This window comes from Pseudomonas sp. 58(2021), assembly GCF_017491585.1.
Taxonomy (GTDB): Bacteria; Pseudomonadota; Gammaproteobacteria; order Pseudomonadales; family Pseudomonadaceae; genus Aquipseudomonas; species Aquipseudomonas fluorescens_BT.
Map to the genome: position 1 here is coordinate 281,218 of NZ_JAFGYZ010000003.1, position 14,477 is coordinate 295,694.

Below are 14,477 nucleotides of genomic sequence, written 5' to 3' on the forward strand. Positions count from 1 at the left end.
TGCGGATGACTTTCAAGTCATCCGCCCTCTTCTTCAAGTTGCTGAATCCTTTTTAACTTCAGCCACTTTGTATAACTTTCCTCAATACTTTCGCGCCTGAATGCTTGGCAGGCTTGCGACTGGTTCAAAAAGTCACTGTTCTGGCACAGTGCGACCCTCCACCTGTTAGTTCTGTCAGTTGTACTTGCGCTTGTTCAGGGATTGAATGTTTCGCCATGCCGTTATCGCCCCTCTTCATGAATACGGGTCGACTCGCAAGGAGAAACATGCATGTCAATCCAAACCGCTATTGCGCTGCCGACGCTGGCGAACAATGCCGGACAACTCGACAAGTCGTTTGCCAACAACGGCGTGACTCAGGTTTATTTTGCCGGCAGCACATCCAGCCTGACCCAGCATGTAGCTCTTGACCCGCAAGGTCGTATCCTGATTGCCGCCAAGGTCGGCACGCCCCAAGGCAGCCGTTTCGGCCTGGCCCGTCTGCTGGATGATGGCTCTGCGGATCTAGGCTTCGGCTTTCAGGGCAGCGTGATCGGCCAGTTCGCCTCTGGTTTCGAAGCCACGGGCAGCAAGGTTCAGGTCTTGTCCGACGGGCGAATCCTGCTGGCCGGCCTGCATTACGAGTCCGAACATCGCACCTTGCCCGCCCTCGCCCTGTTCGATGCGCAGGGCCGACGCGCCCCGGAGTTCGGCGACAACGGCCGGAAAATAGTGTGTTTGCCCGGCGATCTGTCCATGGGCACTCGCGACACCTGGCTGCCACCCGGCGTCCCGGGGGCAGAAGCCTGCGATTTCGCAGTCCAGGATGACGGGCATATCCTGCTTATTGCCAATCACCACTGCTCACTGGCGGACCACGTCGGCATGCTGATCCGCGTCACCCCCGATGGCCTTCTGGACAAGACCTTCAATGGCCGGGGCTTTGTGATGGTTCGGCACTTGTTGCTCAACACCTGGCTGGGGGGGCTGTTGTTGCAGAAAGACGGACGCATCGTGGTGGCCGGCGCCATCGACTTCCCCCAGCAAGGCCTGCTCGCACGCTACCTGCCGGACGGGCGGCTCGACGAACGCTTTGCGCTGGACGGTTTCCTGGCCTTCAAGGCTCAAGGGCACAGCGCGCTGGTCAACCAGGTCATCGAATCCTCGGATCACCTGCATTGCTTTGGCAGCAGCCGCGACCCGATCCGCTGCCTGGCGCTGTCTGTCCACATCAACGGCCGCCCCGACCTGCATTGCCACAACGGCCAATCCACCCTGCTGGACATCGGCCCCAGTGGCTGCCAGTGGAGCGCCGCACAGCGCATGCCGGACGGTCGACTCATCGCGGCAGGCGCCACGATTGGCGGGGTCGAGGCCGACTTCATCGTCGCGCGCTATCTGGCCGACGGGCGCCTCGACCAAAGCTTCGGAGCGGGCCGCGGCTGGTTGCGCACGCGACTGGGCCGCAGCCTCGATACCGCCACCTCGCTGGCGCTGCGACCGGAAGGAGGCATTCTGGTGGGCGGCTATTCGCTGGATGGCAATTACCGCGCCGTAGTGGCGCGCTATCTGAACCCATGAACAGAAACTTCCTGCACTTGATCTTGCTCAACGCTTGCGGCACCTTGCGCGCTTCTTAAAGCAAGGAGCAACCGATGTCCGGTTCGATGGCTCAGGCGTTCGCGCACAATTTTCTCGGGCATTCGCCCCGCTGGTACAAGGCGTGCATCGTCGGGTTCCTGATTCTCAATGCCGTGGTGCTGTGGTCGGCAGGCCCGGTGGCCGCTGGCTGGCTGTTGGTGATCGAATTCATTTTCACCCTGGCCATGGCGCTCAAATGCTATCCGCTGATGCCTGGCGGTTTGTTGCTGATCGAAGCCCTGCTGTTGAAGATGACAACACCCCAGGCACTGTACGAAGAGTTGCAGCACAACTTTCCGGTGATTCTGCTGCTGATGTTCATGGTCGCCGGCATCTACTTCATGAAGGATCTGCTGCTGTTTCTGTTCTCGCGCCTGCTGCTTGGCGTGCGTTCGAAGATGCTGCTGGCGTTGATGTTCTGCTTTTTGTCGGCGTTTCTTTCGGCCTTTCTCGACGCATTGACCGTGACCGCCGTGATCATCAGCGCGGCCATCGGCTTCTATTCGGTCTACCACCGGGTCGCCTCCGGCAACGATCCGCGCCAGGACAGTGAGTTCAGCGACGATCAACATTTGCCCAAGCTGCATCACGAGGATCTGGAGCAGTTCCGAGCCTTCCTACGCAGCCTGCTGATGCATGGCGCTGTCGGGACTGCACTGGGCGGCGTCTGCACGCTGGTCGGCGAACCACAGAACCTGCTGATCGGCCATGAAATGGGTTGGCACTTCGCCGAATTTTTCCTCAAGGTTGCGCCGGTTTCCCTGCCGGTACTGGTGGCCGGTCTGTTGACCTGCATGCTGCTGGAGAAACTGCGCGTGTTCGGCTACGGCACCTTGCTGCCGGACAACGTCCGCGCCGTTCTCGCCGATTACGCCACCGAAGACGATGCCGAACGCACGCCTCGCCAGCGTGCCGCGCTGCTGGTACAGGGCGCTGCCGCCTTGATCCTGATTGCCGGGCTGGCATTTCATATCGCTGAAGTGGGCCTGATCGGCCTCATGGTGATTGTCCTGATTACCGCTTTCAGCGGCATCACTGACGAGCATCGGCTGGGTAGCGCGTTCAAGGACGCCATGCCGTTCACTGCGCTGTTGGTGGTGTTTTTTGCCGTGGTGGCGGTGATCCATGAGCAACAGTTGTTCGCGCCGTTGATCCAGTGGGTGCTGGCATTGCCCGCCGAGCAGCAACCGGGGATGCTGTTCATCGCCAATGGTCTGTTGTCGGCGATCAGTGACAACGTGTTTGTGGCGACGATCTACATCACCGAGGTCAAACAGGCATTCCTGTCCGGCCACATGAGCCGTGAACACTTCGAGACGCTGGCCATTGCCATCAACACCGGCACCAACCTGCCAAGCGTGGCGACACCCAATGGTCAGGCTGCATTTCTGTTTCTGCTGACGTCGGCGATTGCGCCGCTGGTGCGGCTGTCGTACGGGCGAATGGTGTGGATGGCGTTGCCCTACACCGTGGTGATGGGATTGCTGGGCTGGTATGCCGTGAGTTACTGGCTGTAAAAACAACAACGGGAGCCCTGGGGCTCCCGTTTTTTTTAAGCATCGATCAACGCGACAGTATGTGCTGCTCGATGACTTGCGCCACACCGTCCTCGGTGTTTGGCCCGGTCACCACATCGGCCTGACGCTTCACTGCGTCTTCTGCCTGGCCCATGGCAATCGACAGGCCGGCGACATGAAACATTGCCGGGTCGTTGCCGCCGTCGCCGATCGCTGCCGTCTGGGCAAGCGGCACGCCCAGATGTTCGGCCAGAGTCACCAGTGCGGCGCCCTTGTTGGCTTCCAACGCCGTCACGTCCAGATACACCGGCTGCGAACGCGAGACCTGCGCCATCCCCTCGACCGTAGGCAGCAAACGCGCCTCCAGTTCGATCAACAGGCCGGTGTTGTTGCTGGTCGCCACAATCTTGTCGATGCGCTCCAGGTACGGCTCGAAACTGTCGACCACCACCGGCGGATAACCCAGGCCATGCTGCTCACGCGGGACCATCGGCCCGTGCGGATCCTTGAGCAGCCAGTCGCCGCCACTGAACACCCAGATTTCGACCTCCGGCTGATCGGCAAACAGTGCCAGTGCCGTCAGCGCCGCTGTGGCTGGCAGGTAGTGAGCGACCAGAATGCTGCCGTCCGGGTTGACGATCGTGCCGCCGTTGAATGCCGCAGTCGGCAGATCGACGCCCAGGGCTTCGATCTGCTGCAACATGGCCTTGGGCGGGCGCCCGGTAGCGAGGCTGAACAGCACGCCCGCTTCGCGCAACGAGCGCACCGCATCAATGGTGCGCTGACTGAGGCTGTGATCGGGCAGCAACAACGTGCCGTCCATGTCGCTCAGCAGAAAACGGATCGGCTCTCTCATCCGAGACCATGCCAGACGCGACCATCGCGAGTCAGCAGATCATCGGCGGCCTGAGGCCCGTCTTCGCCAGCGGCGTAGCTCTGTACGCTCGCGTCCTGTTGCCAGGCGTCGAGAAACGGCTGCACCGCACGCCAGCCGTTCTCGATGTTGTCGGCACGCTGGAACAGCGTCTGGTCACCGGTCAGGCAGTCGTAGATCAGGGTTTCGTAGCCGGTGGAAGGCTGCATTTCGAAAAAGTCCTTGTAGGCGAAACCCAGTTCGATGTTGGCCATGTTCAGCGCCGGCCCCGGCCGTTTGGCCAGCAGGTCGAACCACATGCCTTCGTTGGGCTGGATCTGGATACGCAGGTAGGTCGGCTGCAACTCATCGACCTCGGTGTCACGGAACTGCGCATACGGCGCCGGTTTGAAACAGATGACGATCTCGGTGTCGCGCACGCTCATGCGCTTGCCGGTGCGCAGGTAGAACGGCACGCCGACCCAGCGCCAGTTGTCGATCATCACCTTCAGCGCCACGTAGGTTTCGGTGGTGCTGTCGGGTGACACGTTGGCCTCTTCGCGATAACCGGCCACCGGTTTGCCTGCGACTTCACCGGCGCTGTACTGGCCGCGCACCGAGTTGGCCCGCGCCTCTTCGGTGGTCCATGGACGAATCGCGCCGACCACCTTGGCCTTCTCGCCCCGCACCGCATCGGCGCCGAACGCGGCCGGCGGCTCCATTGCGACCATGGCCAGCAACTGGAACAGGTGATTGGGCACCATGTCCCGCAGGGCGCCGGTGTGCTCGTAGAAACTGCCACGGGTTTCGACGCCGACGGTTTCGGCGGCGGTGATCTGCACGTGGTCGATGTAGTGGTTGTTCCAGAACGCCTCGAACAGGCTGTTGGAGAACCGGCTGACCAGGATGTTCTGTACGGTTTCCTTGCCCAGATAGTGATCGATCCGGTAGATCTGCTTTTCCGACATGACCTTGAGCAGGCAGGCGTTCAACGCCTCGGCGGTTTGCAGATCGGAGCCGAACGGCTTTTCGATCACCACCCTTCTGAACGCTTCGGGGGTTTCTTCCAGCAGTTGTGCGGCGCCGAGTCGGCGCACCACTTCGCTGAAGAAACGCGGCGCGGTGGCCAGGTAGAACACCGCATTGCCGGTACCGCTGTCGGCGATTTTCGCCGCCAGCGCGGAATAAGTGCTGTCGTCCAGGAAATCGCCCTGGACGTAGCTGATACCTTTGGCGAGCTTGGCCCACAAGGCTGGATCAAGCATCTGATCGCCCTTGCCGACCTTCGCTGCCACTTCGGTGCGGATGAAGTCTTCAAGCTTTTGGGCGAAGGCTTCATCCGTGATGGCGTTGTGATCAACGCCCACGATCCGCAGATTTTCGTCAAGCAAGCCGTCGCGGCTGAGGTTGTACAGCGCCGGCATCAGCAAGCGCTTGACCAGGTCGCCGTGGGCACCGAACAAAAACAGCGTGGTCGGTGGTGCGGGTTCTGCCTTGGATTTTCTGCGGATCGTATGAGTCATTTCTTCGCAGTCTCTACGTGGCCGCCGAAGCCGAAGCGCTGGGCCGAGAGGATCTTGTCACCGAACGTGCCCTGGCCGCGGGAGCGGTAGCGCGAGAACAGCGAGTTGGACAGCACCGGTACCGGCACCTTTTGTTCCATGGCCGCTTCGATGGTCCATTGACCTTCGCCGCTGTCGGCCACGGAGCCGGAGAAACCGTCGAGTTTCGGGTCGACCGCCAGGGCATCGGCGGTGAGGTCGAGCAGCCACGACGACACCACGCTGCCACGACGCCAGACTTCGGCGATGTCGGCCACGTTCAGGTCGAAACGCTGGTCTTGCGGCAGAAGCTCGCTGGACTTGGTCTTGAGGATGTCGAAGCCCTCGGCGAAGGCCGCCATCATGCCGTACTCGATACCGTTGTGAATCATCTTCACGAAGTGACCGGCACCGGCGGGACCTGCGTGGATGTAGCCGTGTTCGGCACGCTGGTCATCGGATTTGCGATCCTTGGTGCGCGGGATGTCGCCCATGCCCGGCGCCAGAGCGGCGAACAGCGGATCCAGACGCTTAACGGTGTCGGCATCGCCGCCGATCATCATGCAGTAGCCGCGCTCCAGGCCCCAGACACCGCCGGAGGTACCGACGTCGATGTAGTGCAGGCCCTTCTCGGCCAACGTCTTGGCCCGACGGATGTCATCCTTATAGTTGGTGTTGCCGCCGTCGATGATGGTATCGCCGGCCTCGAGCAGATTGCTCAGCGTTTCGATGGTGTCTTCAGTCGGTGCGCCGGCCGGCAGCATGACCCAGACGGCACGCGGCTTGGCCAGGCCCGCGACCAGCGCAGGCAGATCGGCGACGCCGGTAGAGCCCTCGGCGGCCAGGGTGTCGACAAAGGCGGTATTGCGGTCGTAAACAACGGTGGTGTGACCGTTGAGCATCAGACGCCGTGCAATATTGCCGCCCATGCGGCCCAGTCCAATAATCCCGAGTTGCATGTGCTGATGCTCCTTACTACAAATAAAAGTGTGTCAAAGGTTATAGCCCAACGCTCTCAAGGAGGTTAGTCCAGAGCGTCGGTGTGAAGTTTCCGGGCATTGTGCCCGATCCAGACTGATAACGTCGGGAAACGTGGCGAAGACACAACGACCATGAAAAATAAAAAAGTTCCATTCACGAGCAAAAGAAACCAGAATCGGCGCCGATAGCAGGTCAAGGCTCGAAACCGGGGCTGATCTGCAGTTGAGACACGCCATTTGCGAGGTGAGCAATGGGCACAGTACACACAGCAATGCCGCCACAAACCCTCTACGTCACGATCCGCCGCGATGAACTTCGTCAGCTGAAGGACGAACGCGACCAGCTTAAACAAGAGTTGGCGCAACTGCGCCTGATGACCCAAGGCGTCGAGCCACAGCCTCTGCCACGCGTCCAGCGCTCACCCCACGCCTGACCGCCCGCCTGATCGGGAACCGCTGCCCTGCTGTTCCCGACATGATCCGCCCTCTGCCATTTGCAGCAACTAACGAAGTTTTCACATTCGCTTGTTGATACTCCGGCCCATTCTGCCGTGCGTGTCCGCGCGCGGCTTCCGTTCGTCGGTTTCATGCTCCCGAGTTCATGAAACGTCCCGGCGGTGGCAATGGTGACTGAGTTGGAGTGCTGAATGGCATTGTTTAAACGCAGCAAGACTGCTGCGGCAGGTTTTGACTGGGCCGGTTTCATCTGGCTGTTTGTATTCTTCTGGTACTTCTCCGGAATCACTCAACTGCTGATCCAGCTGACGGGCACCTCCGGCTTCACCGGATTCCGTCAAGCGTTCGTGATGAGCGCCGTCTGGCTGGCGCCGATGCTGCTGTTTCCCAAGCGCACCCGTCTGCTCGCCGCCGTGATCGGCGTGGTGTTGTGGGCCTGTTCGATGGCCAGCCTGGGTTACTTCTTCATCTATCAGCAGGAGTTCTCCCAGAGCGTCATCTTCATCATGTTCGAGTCGAACGTGTCGGAAGCCGGCGAGTACATCACCCAATACTTCGCCTGGTGGATGATCCCCGCGTTCCTCGCTCACACCGCCTTCGCCTACTTCCTGTGGACCCGCCTGCGCCCGGTCTACATGCCTCGCGGCCGGGCCTTCGTGGCGGCCATGGCGATTCTGATCGCAGTGGTCGGCTATCCGCTGGTCAAGCAGACCCAGCGCACCGGCAGCTTCGCCGGCGGTTTCGAGAAGTTCGAAACCCGCATCGAACCGGCCGTGCCATGGCAGATGGCCGTGGCCTATCACCGTTACCTCGAAACCCTCGGCGAAATGCAGGGCATGCTCCACAGCGCGAGCAAGATTCCGCCCCTGCATAACCTCAAGGACTCCGGTGCCAATCAGCCCGCAACACTGGTGCTGGTGATCGGCGAGTCCACCAACCGTCAGCGCATGAGCCTCTACGGCTATCAGCGCAAGACCACACCGGAGCTGGACAAGCTCAAGGATCAACTGTCGGTCTTCGATAACGTCGTCACCCCGCGCCCGTACACCATTGAGGCGCTGCAACAGGTGCTGACCTTCGCCGACGAAGAAAACCCGGATCTGTACCTGTCCACACCATCGCTGGTCAGCATGATGAAACAGGCGGGCTACAAGACCTTCTGGATCACCAACCAGCAGACCATGACCAAGCGCAACACCATGCTCACGACCTTCTCCGAACAGGCCGACGAGCAGGTGTACCTGAACAACAACCGCAACCAGAACGCCGCGCAATACGATGGCGACGTGATCGAGCCGTTCAACAAGGCTCTGACCGATCCGGCACCGCGCAAGCTGATCGTCGTGCATCTGCTCGGCACGCACATGAGCTACCAGTACCGTTATCCGCCGAGCTTCGACAAGTTCCAGGACCGCAACGGCGTTCCGGCCGGCGTGCGTGACGATCAGGTACCGACCTACAACAGCTACGACAATGCAGTGCTGTACAACGATTTTGTGGTCTCGAGCCTGATCAAGGACTACGCCAAGTCCGATCCGAACGGTTTCCTGCTGTACCTCTCCGACCACGGTGAAGACGTGTTCGACTCGGCGGGCCACACCACCCTGGGTCGTAACGAAAACAAACCGACCGCGCCGATGTACACCATTCCGTTCATGGCCTGGGCGTCGCCGAAGTGGCGCGAAAACCACGACTGGAGTTTTGCCGCGGATCTGAGCCGGCCTTACAGCAGCGCGCACCTGATCCACACTTGGGCGGACCTGGCGGGTTTGAGTTTCGATGAACTGGACCGCAGCAAAAGCGTGGTCAGCGACAGCTTCAAGCAGCGTCCGCTGCTGATCGGCAACCCTTACGAACGCGAACAGCGCGCCTTGATCGACTTCAGCCTGATGAAGCCGAAAAAGCCCGAGGACGCCCCGAAGGAAGTGGTCAAGCAGTAACCTGGAAAGGGCCGGAAACGGCCCTTTTTTCATGCCCTCGCAACACCTGGAAATGACAATATTTCTCGCTTGTCACTAAATCGCCCTCTCCCCCTTCGTCTTTGAACCAAAGGAAATTTTCCCCCGAAGACAAGGAGTCGGCTGCGATGTTCGCGCCCATCACCCGTTCCATGACCCTCACCCTGGGCCTGTGCAGCGCAGCACTGAGCCCCGACCTGCTGGCTGAAACCGAGGCTGAAAAACAGCCGCAGAGCGCCGCCTCGGCACTGGAACTGGCCTCCACCAGCGTCACCGCCGAAAGTCTCGGCAGCACCACCGAAGACACTGCGTCCTACACCACTGGCGCCATGAACACGGCGACGCGATTGAACCTGTCGATCAAGGAAACCCCGCAATCGGTGTCCGTGGTCACCCGTCAGCAGATGGACGATTTCAAGCTCGGCACGTTATCCGAGGCCATGAGCCAGACCACCGGCGTGGTGGTCCAGCACAACGACTCGGACCGGGTCAGCTATTCGGCACGCGGCTACCCGATCAACAACTTCCAGATCGACGGGATGCTCAACACCTTCAGCCGGATGAAGTCCGACGCCGACACGATTATCTACGACCGGATCGAAGTGGTTCGCGGCGCCACCGGCCTGACCACCGGTGCCGGTGATCCTTCGGCGACGATCAACATGGTGCGCAAGCGCCCCACCGCGCAATTGCAGGCGCTGGCCGGGGTCAGCGGCGGCAGTTACGACGATTACTACAGCTACGTGGATGTGGGCGGGCCGCTTGCCTTCGACGGCCGTCTGCGCGGGCGCAGCGTGCTGGCTTATCGCGACAGCCAGTCGTTTCGCGACAAATATGCCCTGCAACGGGAAGTCGGCTACGGCATTCTCGAAGCCGACCTGACGGAGTCGACGGTACTGGCAGTCGGTTATGACTATCAGGACAAGCAGGTGCAAGGCAGCTCCTGGGGCACGGTGCCCTACTGGAACGCCGACGGCAGCAGGGCCGGCCTGGGTCGTTCGACCAACATGGCGACGTCCTGGAGTTCCTGGCCGATCAAGGACAAGACGGCCTTCGCCACTCTCGATCAGGCACTGGCCGGTGGCTGGCATCTGAAAGCGGCCTACACCCATCGCCAGAGCGATACCGACGGCAAGATCTACTACGGCGGCGCGGGGTTCCCTGCGCACGACCGCAGCGGGATGACGGCCTACACGTCGCACATGATCGGTACGCAGAAAATGAAGACGTATGACTTCAATGTCTCGGGGCCCTATACCTTGCTCGGTCGCGAACACGAGTTGATGTTCGGTTACGGCGAAGCCGATCGCAGCGAACGCAACCCTTACACGATCGCAGGCGTGGTGCCGCCAGGTTACGGGCAGATTCGCGACTGGAAATACATGGGGGATATCGCCAAATTTCCGGACACTGTCACCGGCCTGACCGGTTCCACCTCAAGCACCCGGCAGAAGGCCGGTTACCTGGCCACGCGCCTGAGCTTCACCGATGACCTGCATGCGGTACTCGGCAGCCGCTACGGCAGCTGGAAATCCTCGACCTCCTCCACCGCGTTCGATGACCACCTGCAAGTGAGCGGTATCGACGCCAGCCGTCAGCAACACAACGACATGTGGACGCCCTACGCGGGTCTGCTCTACGACCTGACGCCCGAATACACCGTGTATGTCAGCTACACCGACATCTTCAACCCGCAGGAATATCGCGACGCCAACCGCAAGTTCATCGAGCCGGTGGTCGGCAGCAATTATGAAGTGGGCCTCAAGGGCAGCCTGCTCGACGAGCGCCTGAACCTGGCCACCGCCGTGTTCTGGAGCAAGCAGGACAATGTCGCCGAGCTGGACGACTCGGTCGCGCCGGATCCGGTGACAGGCGAAGAGTTCTACAAGTCCGGCGGCAAGGGCAACAAGGTCAACGGTTTCGAAGCCGAAGTCTCGGGCGAGGTCCTCGATGGCTGGAACATGACCGCCGGCTACACCTACACCCACGCGGTCAACGGCGAAAAAAATCGCGCCAATACCAACCAGCCGCTGAACATGCTGCGTCTGTCCACGGCCTATCGCCTGCCGGGCGACTGGCACGCCCTGACCGTGGGCGGCGCGGTGAACTGGCAGAGCGATGTCTATGGCAGTTCGAACCGACCGGTCGGCCGTGGCACCGATGGCCGGATCATCACCGAGCGAGCGCGGATCAGTCAGGGGGCGTACACCGTGGTCAAGCTGATGTCGCGCTATGAATTCGACAAACACTTGTCGGCATCGCTGAACGTCGACAACCTGTTCGACAAGAAGTATTACGACAACGTCGGCTTCTACAACGGCGTTTACTGGGGTGATCCGCGCACCGTAACGCTGAGCCTCGACTGGAAACTTTGAAGCCCTTCCCTGCGACCTGCGCGCGCCATCGGCGCGTGCAGCATTCGTCTGCCACACCTCGGAAACAATCAGTAAAACCTGCACTAAACGCGCGTTAACCCCAGGTTAATACCCGTGGCTGAAAGTGCGCCCCGAAGCACGGATTCATGGACGAACGGCTCCGACATTTTTTCGTAGGAGACAACCATGAAAACCACGACTGCACTCCTTGCCGGTCTGATCACACTTGCATCCGCCAGCGCTTTCGCCGAAGGCGGTGCCGAGCGGATGCGGTATCACTGGGAAAACTTCCCGGTCCACACCGCCCAAAGCCAGCAGGCTGACACCAAAACCAGCGAACTTCGGGTCCCGGACGACCAGACCGCACAGGTCACCGAACATTACCGTCCGTGAGACAAAAGTTTACCGATGGACCTGCGACGGCTGCGTTCTGGCTTCGCAGATGACAGTTGGGCGCCCTTCAGGGCGCCTTTTTTATGCCTGCAATTCTTTGATCCAGAACAGCATGCGCCCGTGACTCGGGTCAAACATGCCCGGCGCAAAGCCGAATTTGGTGTAGGAGCCCTGAGCGACAGCGTTACCTTCGAGCACCTCCAGGGTGATTTTGCAGCAGCCGCGCTGCCGGGCGATTTCCTCGACCTTGCGCAGCATTTTCTGGCTCAGTCCCAGACCACGAAACTTTGTCACCACCGACACGTCGTGGACGTTGATCAGCGGTTTGCAGGTGAAGGTCGAAAAGCCCTCGAAGCAGTTCACCAGCCCGGCCGGTTCTCCACCGACAAAGGCCAGGACGCTGAACGCGTGGGGCCGTTTGGCCAGTTCTGCGGGCAATTGCTGCAACAGTTCAGGGGCAATGGGATGGCCGCCGCCCATCGGGTCTTCGGCGTAATGATTGAGCACCACACCGATGGCCTCGGCATGCAGCGGGTTGGTGTAACTGGCTTGAAGTACAAGAATCTCTGCGGAATCCATTTCCATCCTCGATCGCACGGGGCCCCGGTGCGTTTGATACGCACTGACAGGCTCGGCGACCTTAGCGCGAGGCAGGCCCGGCCACAACCCGACGTTTTCAGTGGCCCCAGATGAGTTGTTCGGTCCAGCCCAGTTCGGCGAAATCCTCGGCCCGCAGACCGGACTCGCCAGCACAGAAAAACTCGTCCAGTTGCGGCGGTTTCACCGGTGTGCCGCTGAGCATGGCGTGGACCTGACCACGATGGTGGATCTGATGTTCGAACAGGTGCGAGATCATCCGCAGACGACTGTCGTGTTGCGGCGTTTCACGGGCGATGGTGACGATGCGCCCCAGATCGCCATCGCGCAGTTGCTCGCAGTAGGCGATCAAGCGGCGGTCGACATGGCCCTGTTCGCGGCGCAAGGCCTGCGCCTCGGTGAAAGGCTCGTGCGCATTGAAGAACACGTAGCAATCGGGATGCGGCTCATCACCCCGCAACTCGCGCTCCAGTGCATCGACGTAAAACCAGTCGCAGGTGAGGATGTGGTTGAGGGTCAGGCGGATGCTCGGGAAGAAACTCACCCGTGGCGCTGCCAGCTGCGCGTCGTCGAGCTGGCTCCAGGCCTTGGCCAGTCGATGGTTGGCCCAGGCATTCTGATAGGCCATGGTCAGCAAATGGTGGGACAGTGGCTGAGTCATGTCGCGCCCTCCGTGCATCAAGTGTCGGCAAAGCGTTGCAGCTGCATCTCCTGCAAACGGCTGAGGGTCCGGCGGAACGGGAATTCCAGGTAGCCCTCGGTGTACAGCGCGTCCATCGGCACATCGGCCTCGATGTACAGCGGCACCTTGCGGTCGTAGCACTCGTCGACCAGGGCAATGAAACGCCGTACGCCATCATCGTGCACCGACAGTTGCGGCAACTCGCGGTCGCCGGCCAGCACCCGCTCGGCGCCGTCCTCGGTGCCACGGGCAATCCGCCCTTCGCGCTTTTGTGCGCTCAGGTTCGGCACCTCGCTCAACAGAATAGCCCGGTAGGTGTCGCACAGCGCGATGAAGTCCATGGCCGCGAACGGTTGCTCGCACAGATCGGCATAACGGCACCACAACACCGACTCGCTGGCCTTCACCACATTCAAGGCACGGTAGCCGACCGGAACCGGTTCCGATCTGGCGCTCTGCCCGGCCGTCAGCGCGTCAAACACCCCGGCCAGCGCGCAATCCTGCTCCGGCGCCGCCACCCAATAACGTTGCTCGATGGCGCCCGGATGCAAACGATGATCCTCGGCGCCGTTCACCGCGACCACCTGCATATGCTGCTTGATTGCGGTGATCGCCGGCAGGAAGCGGTCGCGGTTGAAGCCGTCGGCATACAGTTGATCCGGCGGCAGATTGGAGGTGCAGACCACCACCACGCCTTCGTCGAACATCACCTGGAACAGGCGCCCGAGAATGATCGCGTCACCGATGTCATTGACGAACAGCTCATCGAAACACAACACCCGCACTTCAGCCGCCAGTTCCCGAGCCAATGCCCGCAGCGGGTCGGCGATGCCGGTCAGTTGAAACGAGCGCTGATGGACCCAGCCCATGAAGTGATGAAAGTGCTGCCGCCGCGCCGGCACCCGCAGGCTTTGATGGAACTGGTCCATCAGCCAGGTCTTGCCGCGCCCGACCGGGCCCCACAGGTAAACGCCGGTGACCGAACGGGCACCGGCGTGCAGGGCTTCATGGCATTTTTGCAACGCCCAGACCGCGTGCTCCTGGGCTTCATCCTGGATGAAGCCCTTGTGCTCGACGGCATGTTGCCAGGCGCTTAAAGGGGAGTCGAAAGTCATGCGCGGCAGTATGCCACGATGGCTACACGGAAATATCCAGCCGTGCGATTTTGCCCTGCTCGTTGAGGCGGAAGGTGTAGCGCAGTTCCAGCGGGCTGCCGGGAAACGTCCCGGAAATCAGCCCTTGCACCAGCACCTTGCCGGTGCGCTGCTGAACGCCGAGCACTTCGACCCGCGGCTGATAGCGCTGCGCAGTATCTTGCATCCACTGCGCGATGGCCTGCGGGCCGACCTGATGATGACCTTCATCGAACACGTGGGCATCCTCGGCAAAAAAACTGCCGACCCGGGACGTATCCCGAGCATTGGCGGCGTTGATGTACTCAACGATGGCCGGAGCGAGTATCGAGGTGGGATGGAACATGAGTGCAACTCCTTGTTTTCGATTCT

Annotated in this window: 13 protein-coding genes; 6 read left to right on the top strand and 7 right to left on the bottom strand. The window is 61.0% G+C overall.

Going from position 1 to position 14,477, the window contains the following annotated elements:
• The first annotated feature begins 270 nt into the window (after window positions 1–270).
• Window positions 271–1,560, top strand: a complete 1,290-nt coding sequence (locus J5M72_RS04950) for a hypothetical protein (RefSeq protein WP_169430300.1) — start codon at window positions 271–273, stop codon at window positions 1,558–1,560.
• A gap of 74 nt (window positions 1,561–1,634) precedes the next feature.
• The gene (gene nhaB, locus J5M72_RS04955; protein ID WP_207864409.1) at window positions 1,635–3,137 is read left to right on the top strand and encodes a sodium/proton antiporter NhaB; all 1,503 of its coding nucleotides are present in this window, start codon (window positions 1,635–1,637) and stop codon (window positions 3,135–3,137) included.
• 46 nt (window positions 3,138–3,183) lie between these two features.
• Here nhaB and J5M72_RS04960 read toward each other — a convergent pair whose 3' ends face one another.
• Genes J5M72_RS04960 through gnd form a run of 3 tightly spaced genes read right to left on the bottom strand, consistent with a single transcriptional unit; the run spans window position 3,184 to window position 6,490 of the window.
• Window positions 3,184–3,993, bottom strand: a complete 810-nt coding sequence (locus tag J5M72_RS04960) for an HAD family hydrolase (RefSeq protein WP_169430298.1) — start codon at window positions 3,991–3,993, stop codon at window positions 3,184–3,186.
• A complete protein-coding gene (gene zwf / locus J5M72_RS04965; RefSeq protein ID WP_207864411.1) occupies window positions 3,990–5,513 on the bottom strand; it encodes a glucose-6-phosphate dehydrogenase in 1,524 nt (507 codons plus the stop codon). The genes J5M72_RS04960 and zwf overlap by 4 nt, the downstream gene beginning before the upstream one ends.
• On the bottom strand, window positions 5,510–6,490 hold the full coding sequence (gene gnd / locus J5M72_RS04970) for a phosphogluconate dehydrogenase (NAD(+)-dependent, decarboxylating) (protein ID WP_169430296.1): 981 nt from the start codon (window positions 6,488–6,490) through the stop codon (window positions 5,510–5,512). Before gnd ends, zwf begins: the two co-directional genes overlap by 4 nt.
• A 272-nt stretch (window positions 6,491–6,762) precedes the next feature.
• Here gnd and J5M72_RS04975 point away from each other — a divergent pair, with 272 nt between their 5' ends.
• From J5M72_RS04975 to J5M72_RS04990, 4 genes are all read left to right on the top strand, one after another.
• Entirely contained in the window at window positions 6,763–6,945 is a 183-nt protein-coding gene (locus tag J5M72_RS04975) for a DUF6026 family protein (RefSeq protein WP_169430295.1), read from the top strand.
• A gap of 213 nt (window positions 6,946–7,158) precedes the next feature.
• The gene (locus J5M72_RS04980; protein WP_207864413.1) at window positions 7,159–8,907 is read left to right on the top strand and encodes a phosphoethanolamine transferase CptA; all 1,749 of its coding nucleotides are present in this window, start codon (window positions 7,159–7,161) and stop codon (window positions 8,905–8,907) included.
• A 146-nt stretch (window positions 8,908–9,053) separates the two neighbouring features.
• Window positions 9,054–11,300 (top strand): TonB-dependent siderophore receptor, encoded by a 2,247-nt coding sequence (locus tag J5M72_RS04985; RefSeq protein ID WP_207864415.1) that lies wholly within the window; start codon window positions 9,054–9,056, stop codon window positions 11,298–11,300.
• A gap of 186 nt (window positions 11,301–11,486) precedes the next feature.
• Window positions 11,487–11,693 carry a hypothetical protein gene (locus tag J5M72_RS04990; protein WP_169430292.1) on the top strand — a complete coding sequence of 69 codons (207 nt, stop codon included), beginning with the start codon at window positions 11,487–11,489 and terminating at the stop codon, window positions 11,691–11,693.
• Window positions 11,694–11,774: 81 nt separating this feature from the next.
• On the opposite strand, the gene J5M72_RS04995 is transcribed toward J5M72_RS04990, so the two are convergent.
• The 4 genes from J5M72_RS04995 to J5M72_RS05010 form a co-directional block, all read right to left on the bottom strand.
• On the bottom strand, window positions 11,775–12,272 hold the full coding sequence (locus tag J5M72_RS04995; RefSeq protein ID WP_207864417.1) for a GNAT family N-acetyltransferase: 498 nt from the start codon (window positions 12,270–12,272) through the stop codon (window positions 11,775–11,777).
• A 97-nt stretch (window positions 12,273–12,369) separates the two neighbouring features.
• The gene (locus tag J5M72_RS05000; protein ID WP_207864419.1) at window positions 12,370–12,951 is read right to left on the bottom strand and encodes a DinB family protein; all 582 of its coding nucleotides are present in this window, start codon (window positions 12,949–12,951) and stop codon (window positions 12,370–12,372) included.
• A gap of 17 nt (window positions 12,952–12,968) precedes the next feature.
• A complete protein-coding gene (zapE, locus tag J5M72_RS05005) occupies window positions 12,969–14,087 on the bottom strand; it encodes a cell division protein ZapE (RefSeq protein WP_207864421.1) in 1,119 nt (372 codons plus the stop codon).
• Between the two features lie 22 nt (window positions 14,088–14,109).
• Window positions 14,110–14,451 (bottom strand): nuclear transport factor 2 family protein, encoded by a 342-nt coding sequence (locus J5M72_RS05010; protein ID WP_169430288.1) that lies wholly within the window; start codon window positions 14,449–14,451, stop codon window positions 14,110–14,112.
• Window positions 14,452–14,477: the final 26 nt, after the last annotated feature.

What these genes read in the sequence shown, in the direction of transcription:
- J5M72_RS04975 (WP_169430295.1), top strand. Translation starts at nt 6,763, where the DNA reads ATGGGCACAGTACACACAGCAATGCCGCCACAAACCCTCTACGTCACG.
- J5M72_RS04960 (WP_169430298.1), bottom strand. Translation starts at nt 3,993, where the DNA reads ATGAGAGAGCCGATCCGTTTTCTGCTGAGCGACATGGACGGCACGTTG.
- J5M72_RS04985 (WP_207864415.1), top strand. Translation starts at nt 9,054, where the DNA reads ATGTTCGCGCCCATCACCCGTTCCATGACCCTCACCCTGGGCCTGTGC.
- J5M72_RS04995 (WP_207864417.1), bottom strand. Translation starts at nt 12,272, where the DNA reads ATGGATTCCGCAGAGATTCTTGTACTTCAAGCCAGTTACACCAACCCG.
- zwf (WP_207864411.1), bottom strand. Translation starts at nt 5,513, where the DNA reads ATGACTCATACGATCCGCAGAAAATCCAAGGCAGAACCCGCACCACCG.
- J5M72_RS04980 (WP_207864413.1), top strand. Translation starts at nt 7,159, where the DNA reads ATGGCATTGTTTAAACGCAGCAAGACTGCTGCGGCAGGTTTTGACTGG.
- zapE (WP_207864421.1), bottom strand. Translation starts at nt 14,087, where the DNA reads ATGACTTTCGACTCCCCTTTAAGCGCCTGGCAACATGCCGTCGAGCAC.
- J5M72_RS05000 (WP_207864419.1), bottom strand. Translation starts at nt 12,951, where the DNA reads ATGACTCAGCCACTGTCCCACCATTTGCTGACCATGGCCTATCAGAAT.
- gnd (WP_169430296.1), bottom strand. Translation starts at nt 6,490, where the DNA reads ATGCAACTCGGGATTATTGGACTGGGCCGCATGGGCGGCAATATTGCA.
- J5M72_RS04950 (WP_169430300.1), top strand. Translation starts at nt 271, where the DNA reads ATGTCAATCCAAACCGCTATTGCGCTGCCGACGCTGGCGAACAATGCC.
- J5M72_RS05010 (WP_169430288.1), bottom strand. Translation starts at nt 14,451, where the DNA reads ATGTTCCATCCCACCTCGATACTCGCTCCGGCCATCGTTGAGTACATC.
- nhaB (WP_207864409.1), top strand. Translation starts at nt 1,635, where the DNA reads ATGTCCGGTTCGATGGCTCAGGCGTTCGCGCACAATTTTCTCGGGCAT.
- J5M72_RS04990 (WP_169430292.1), top strand. Translation starts at nt 11,487, where the DNA reads ATGAAAACCACGACTGCACTCCTTGCCGGTCTGATCACACTTGCATCC.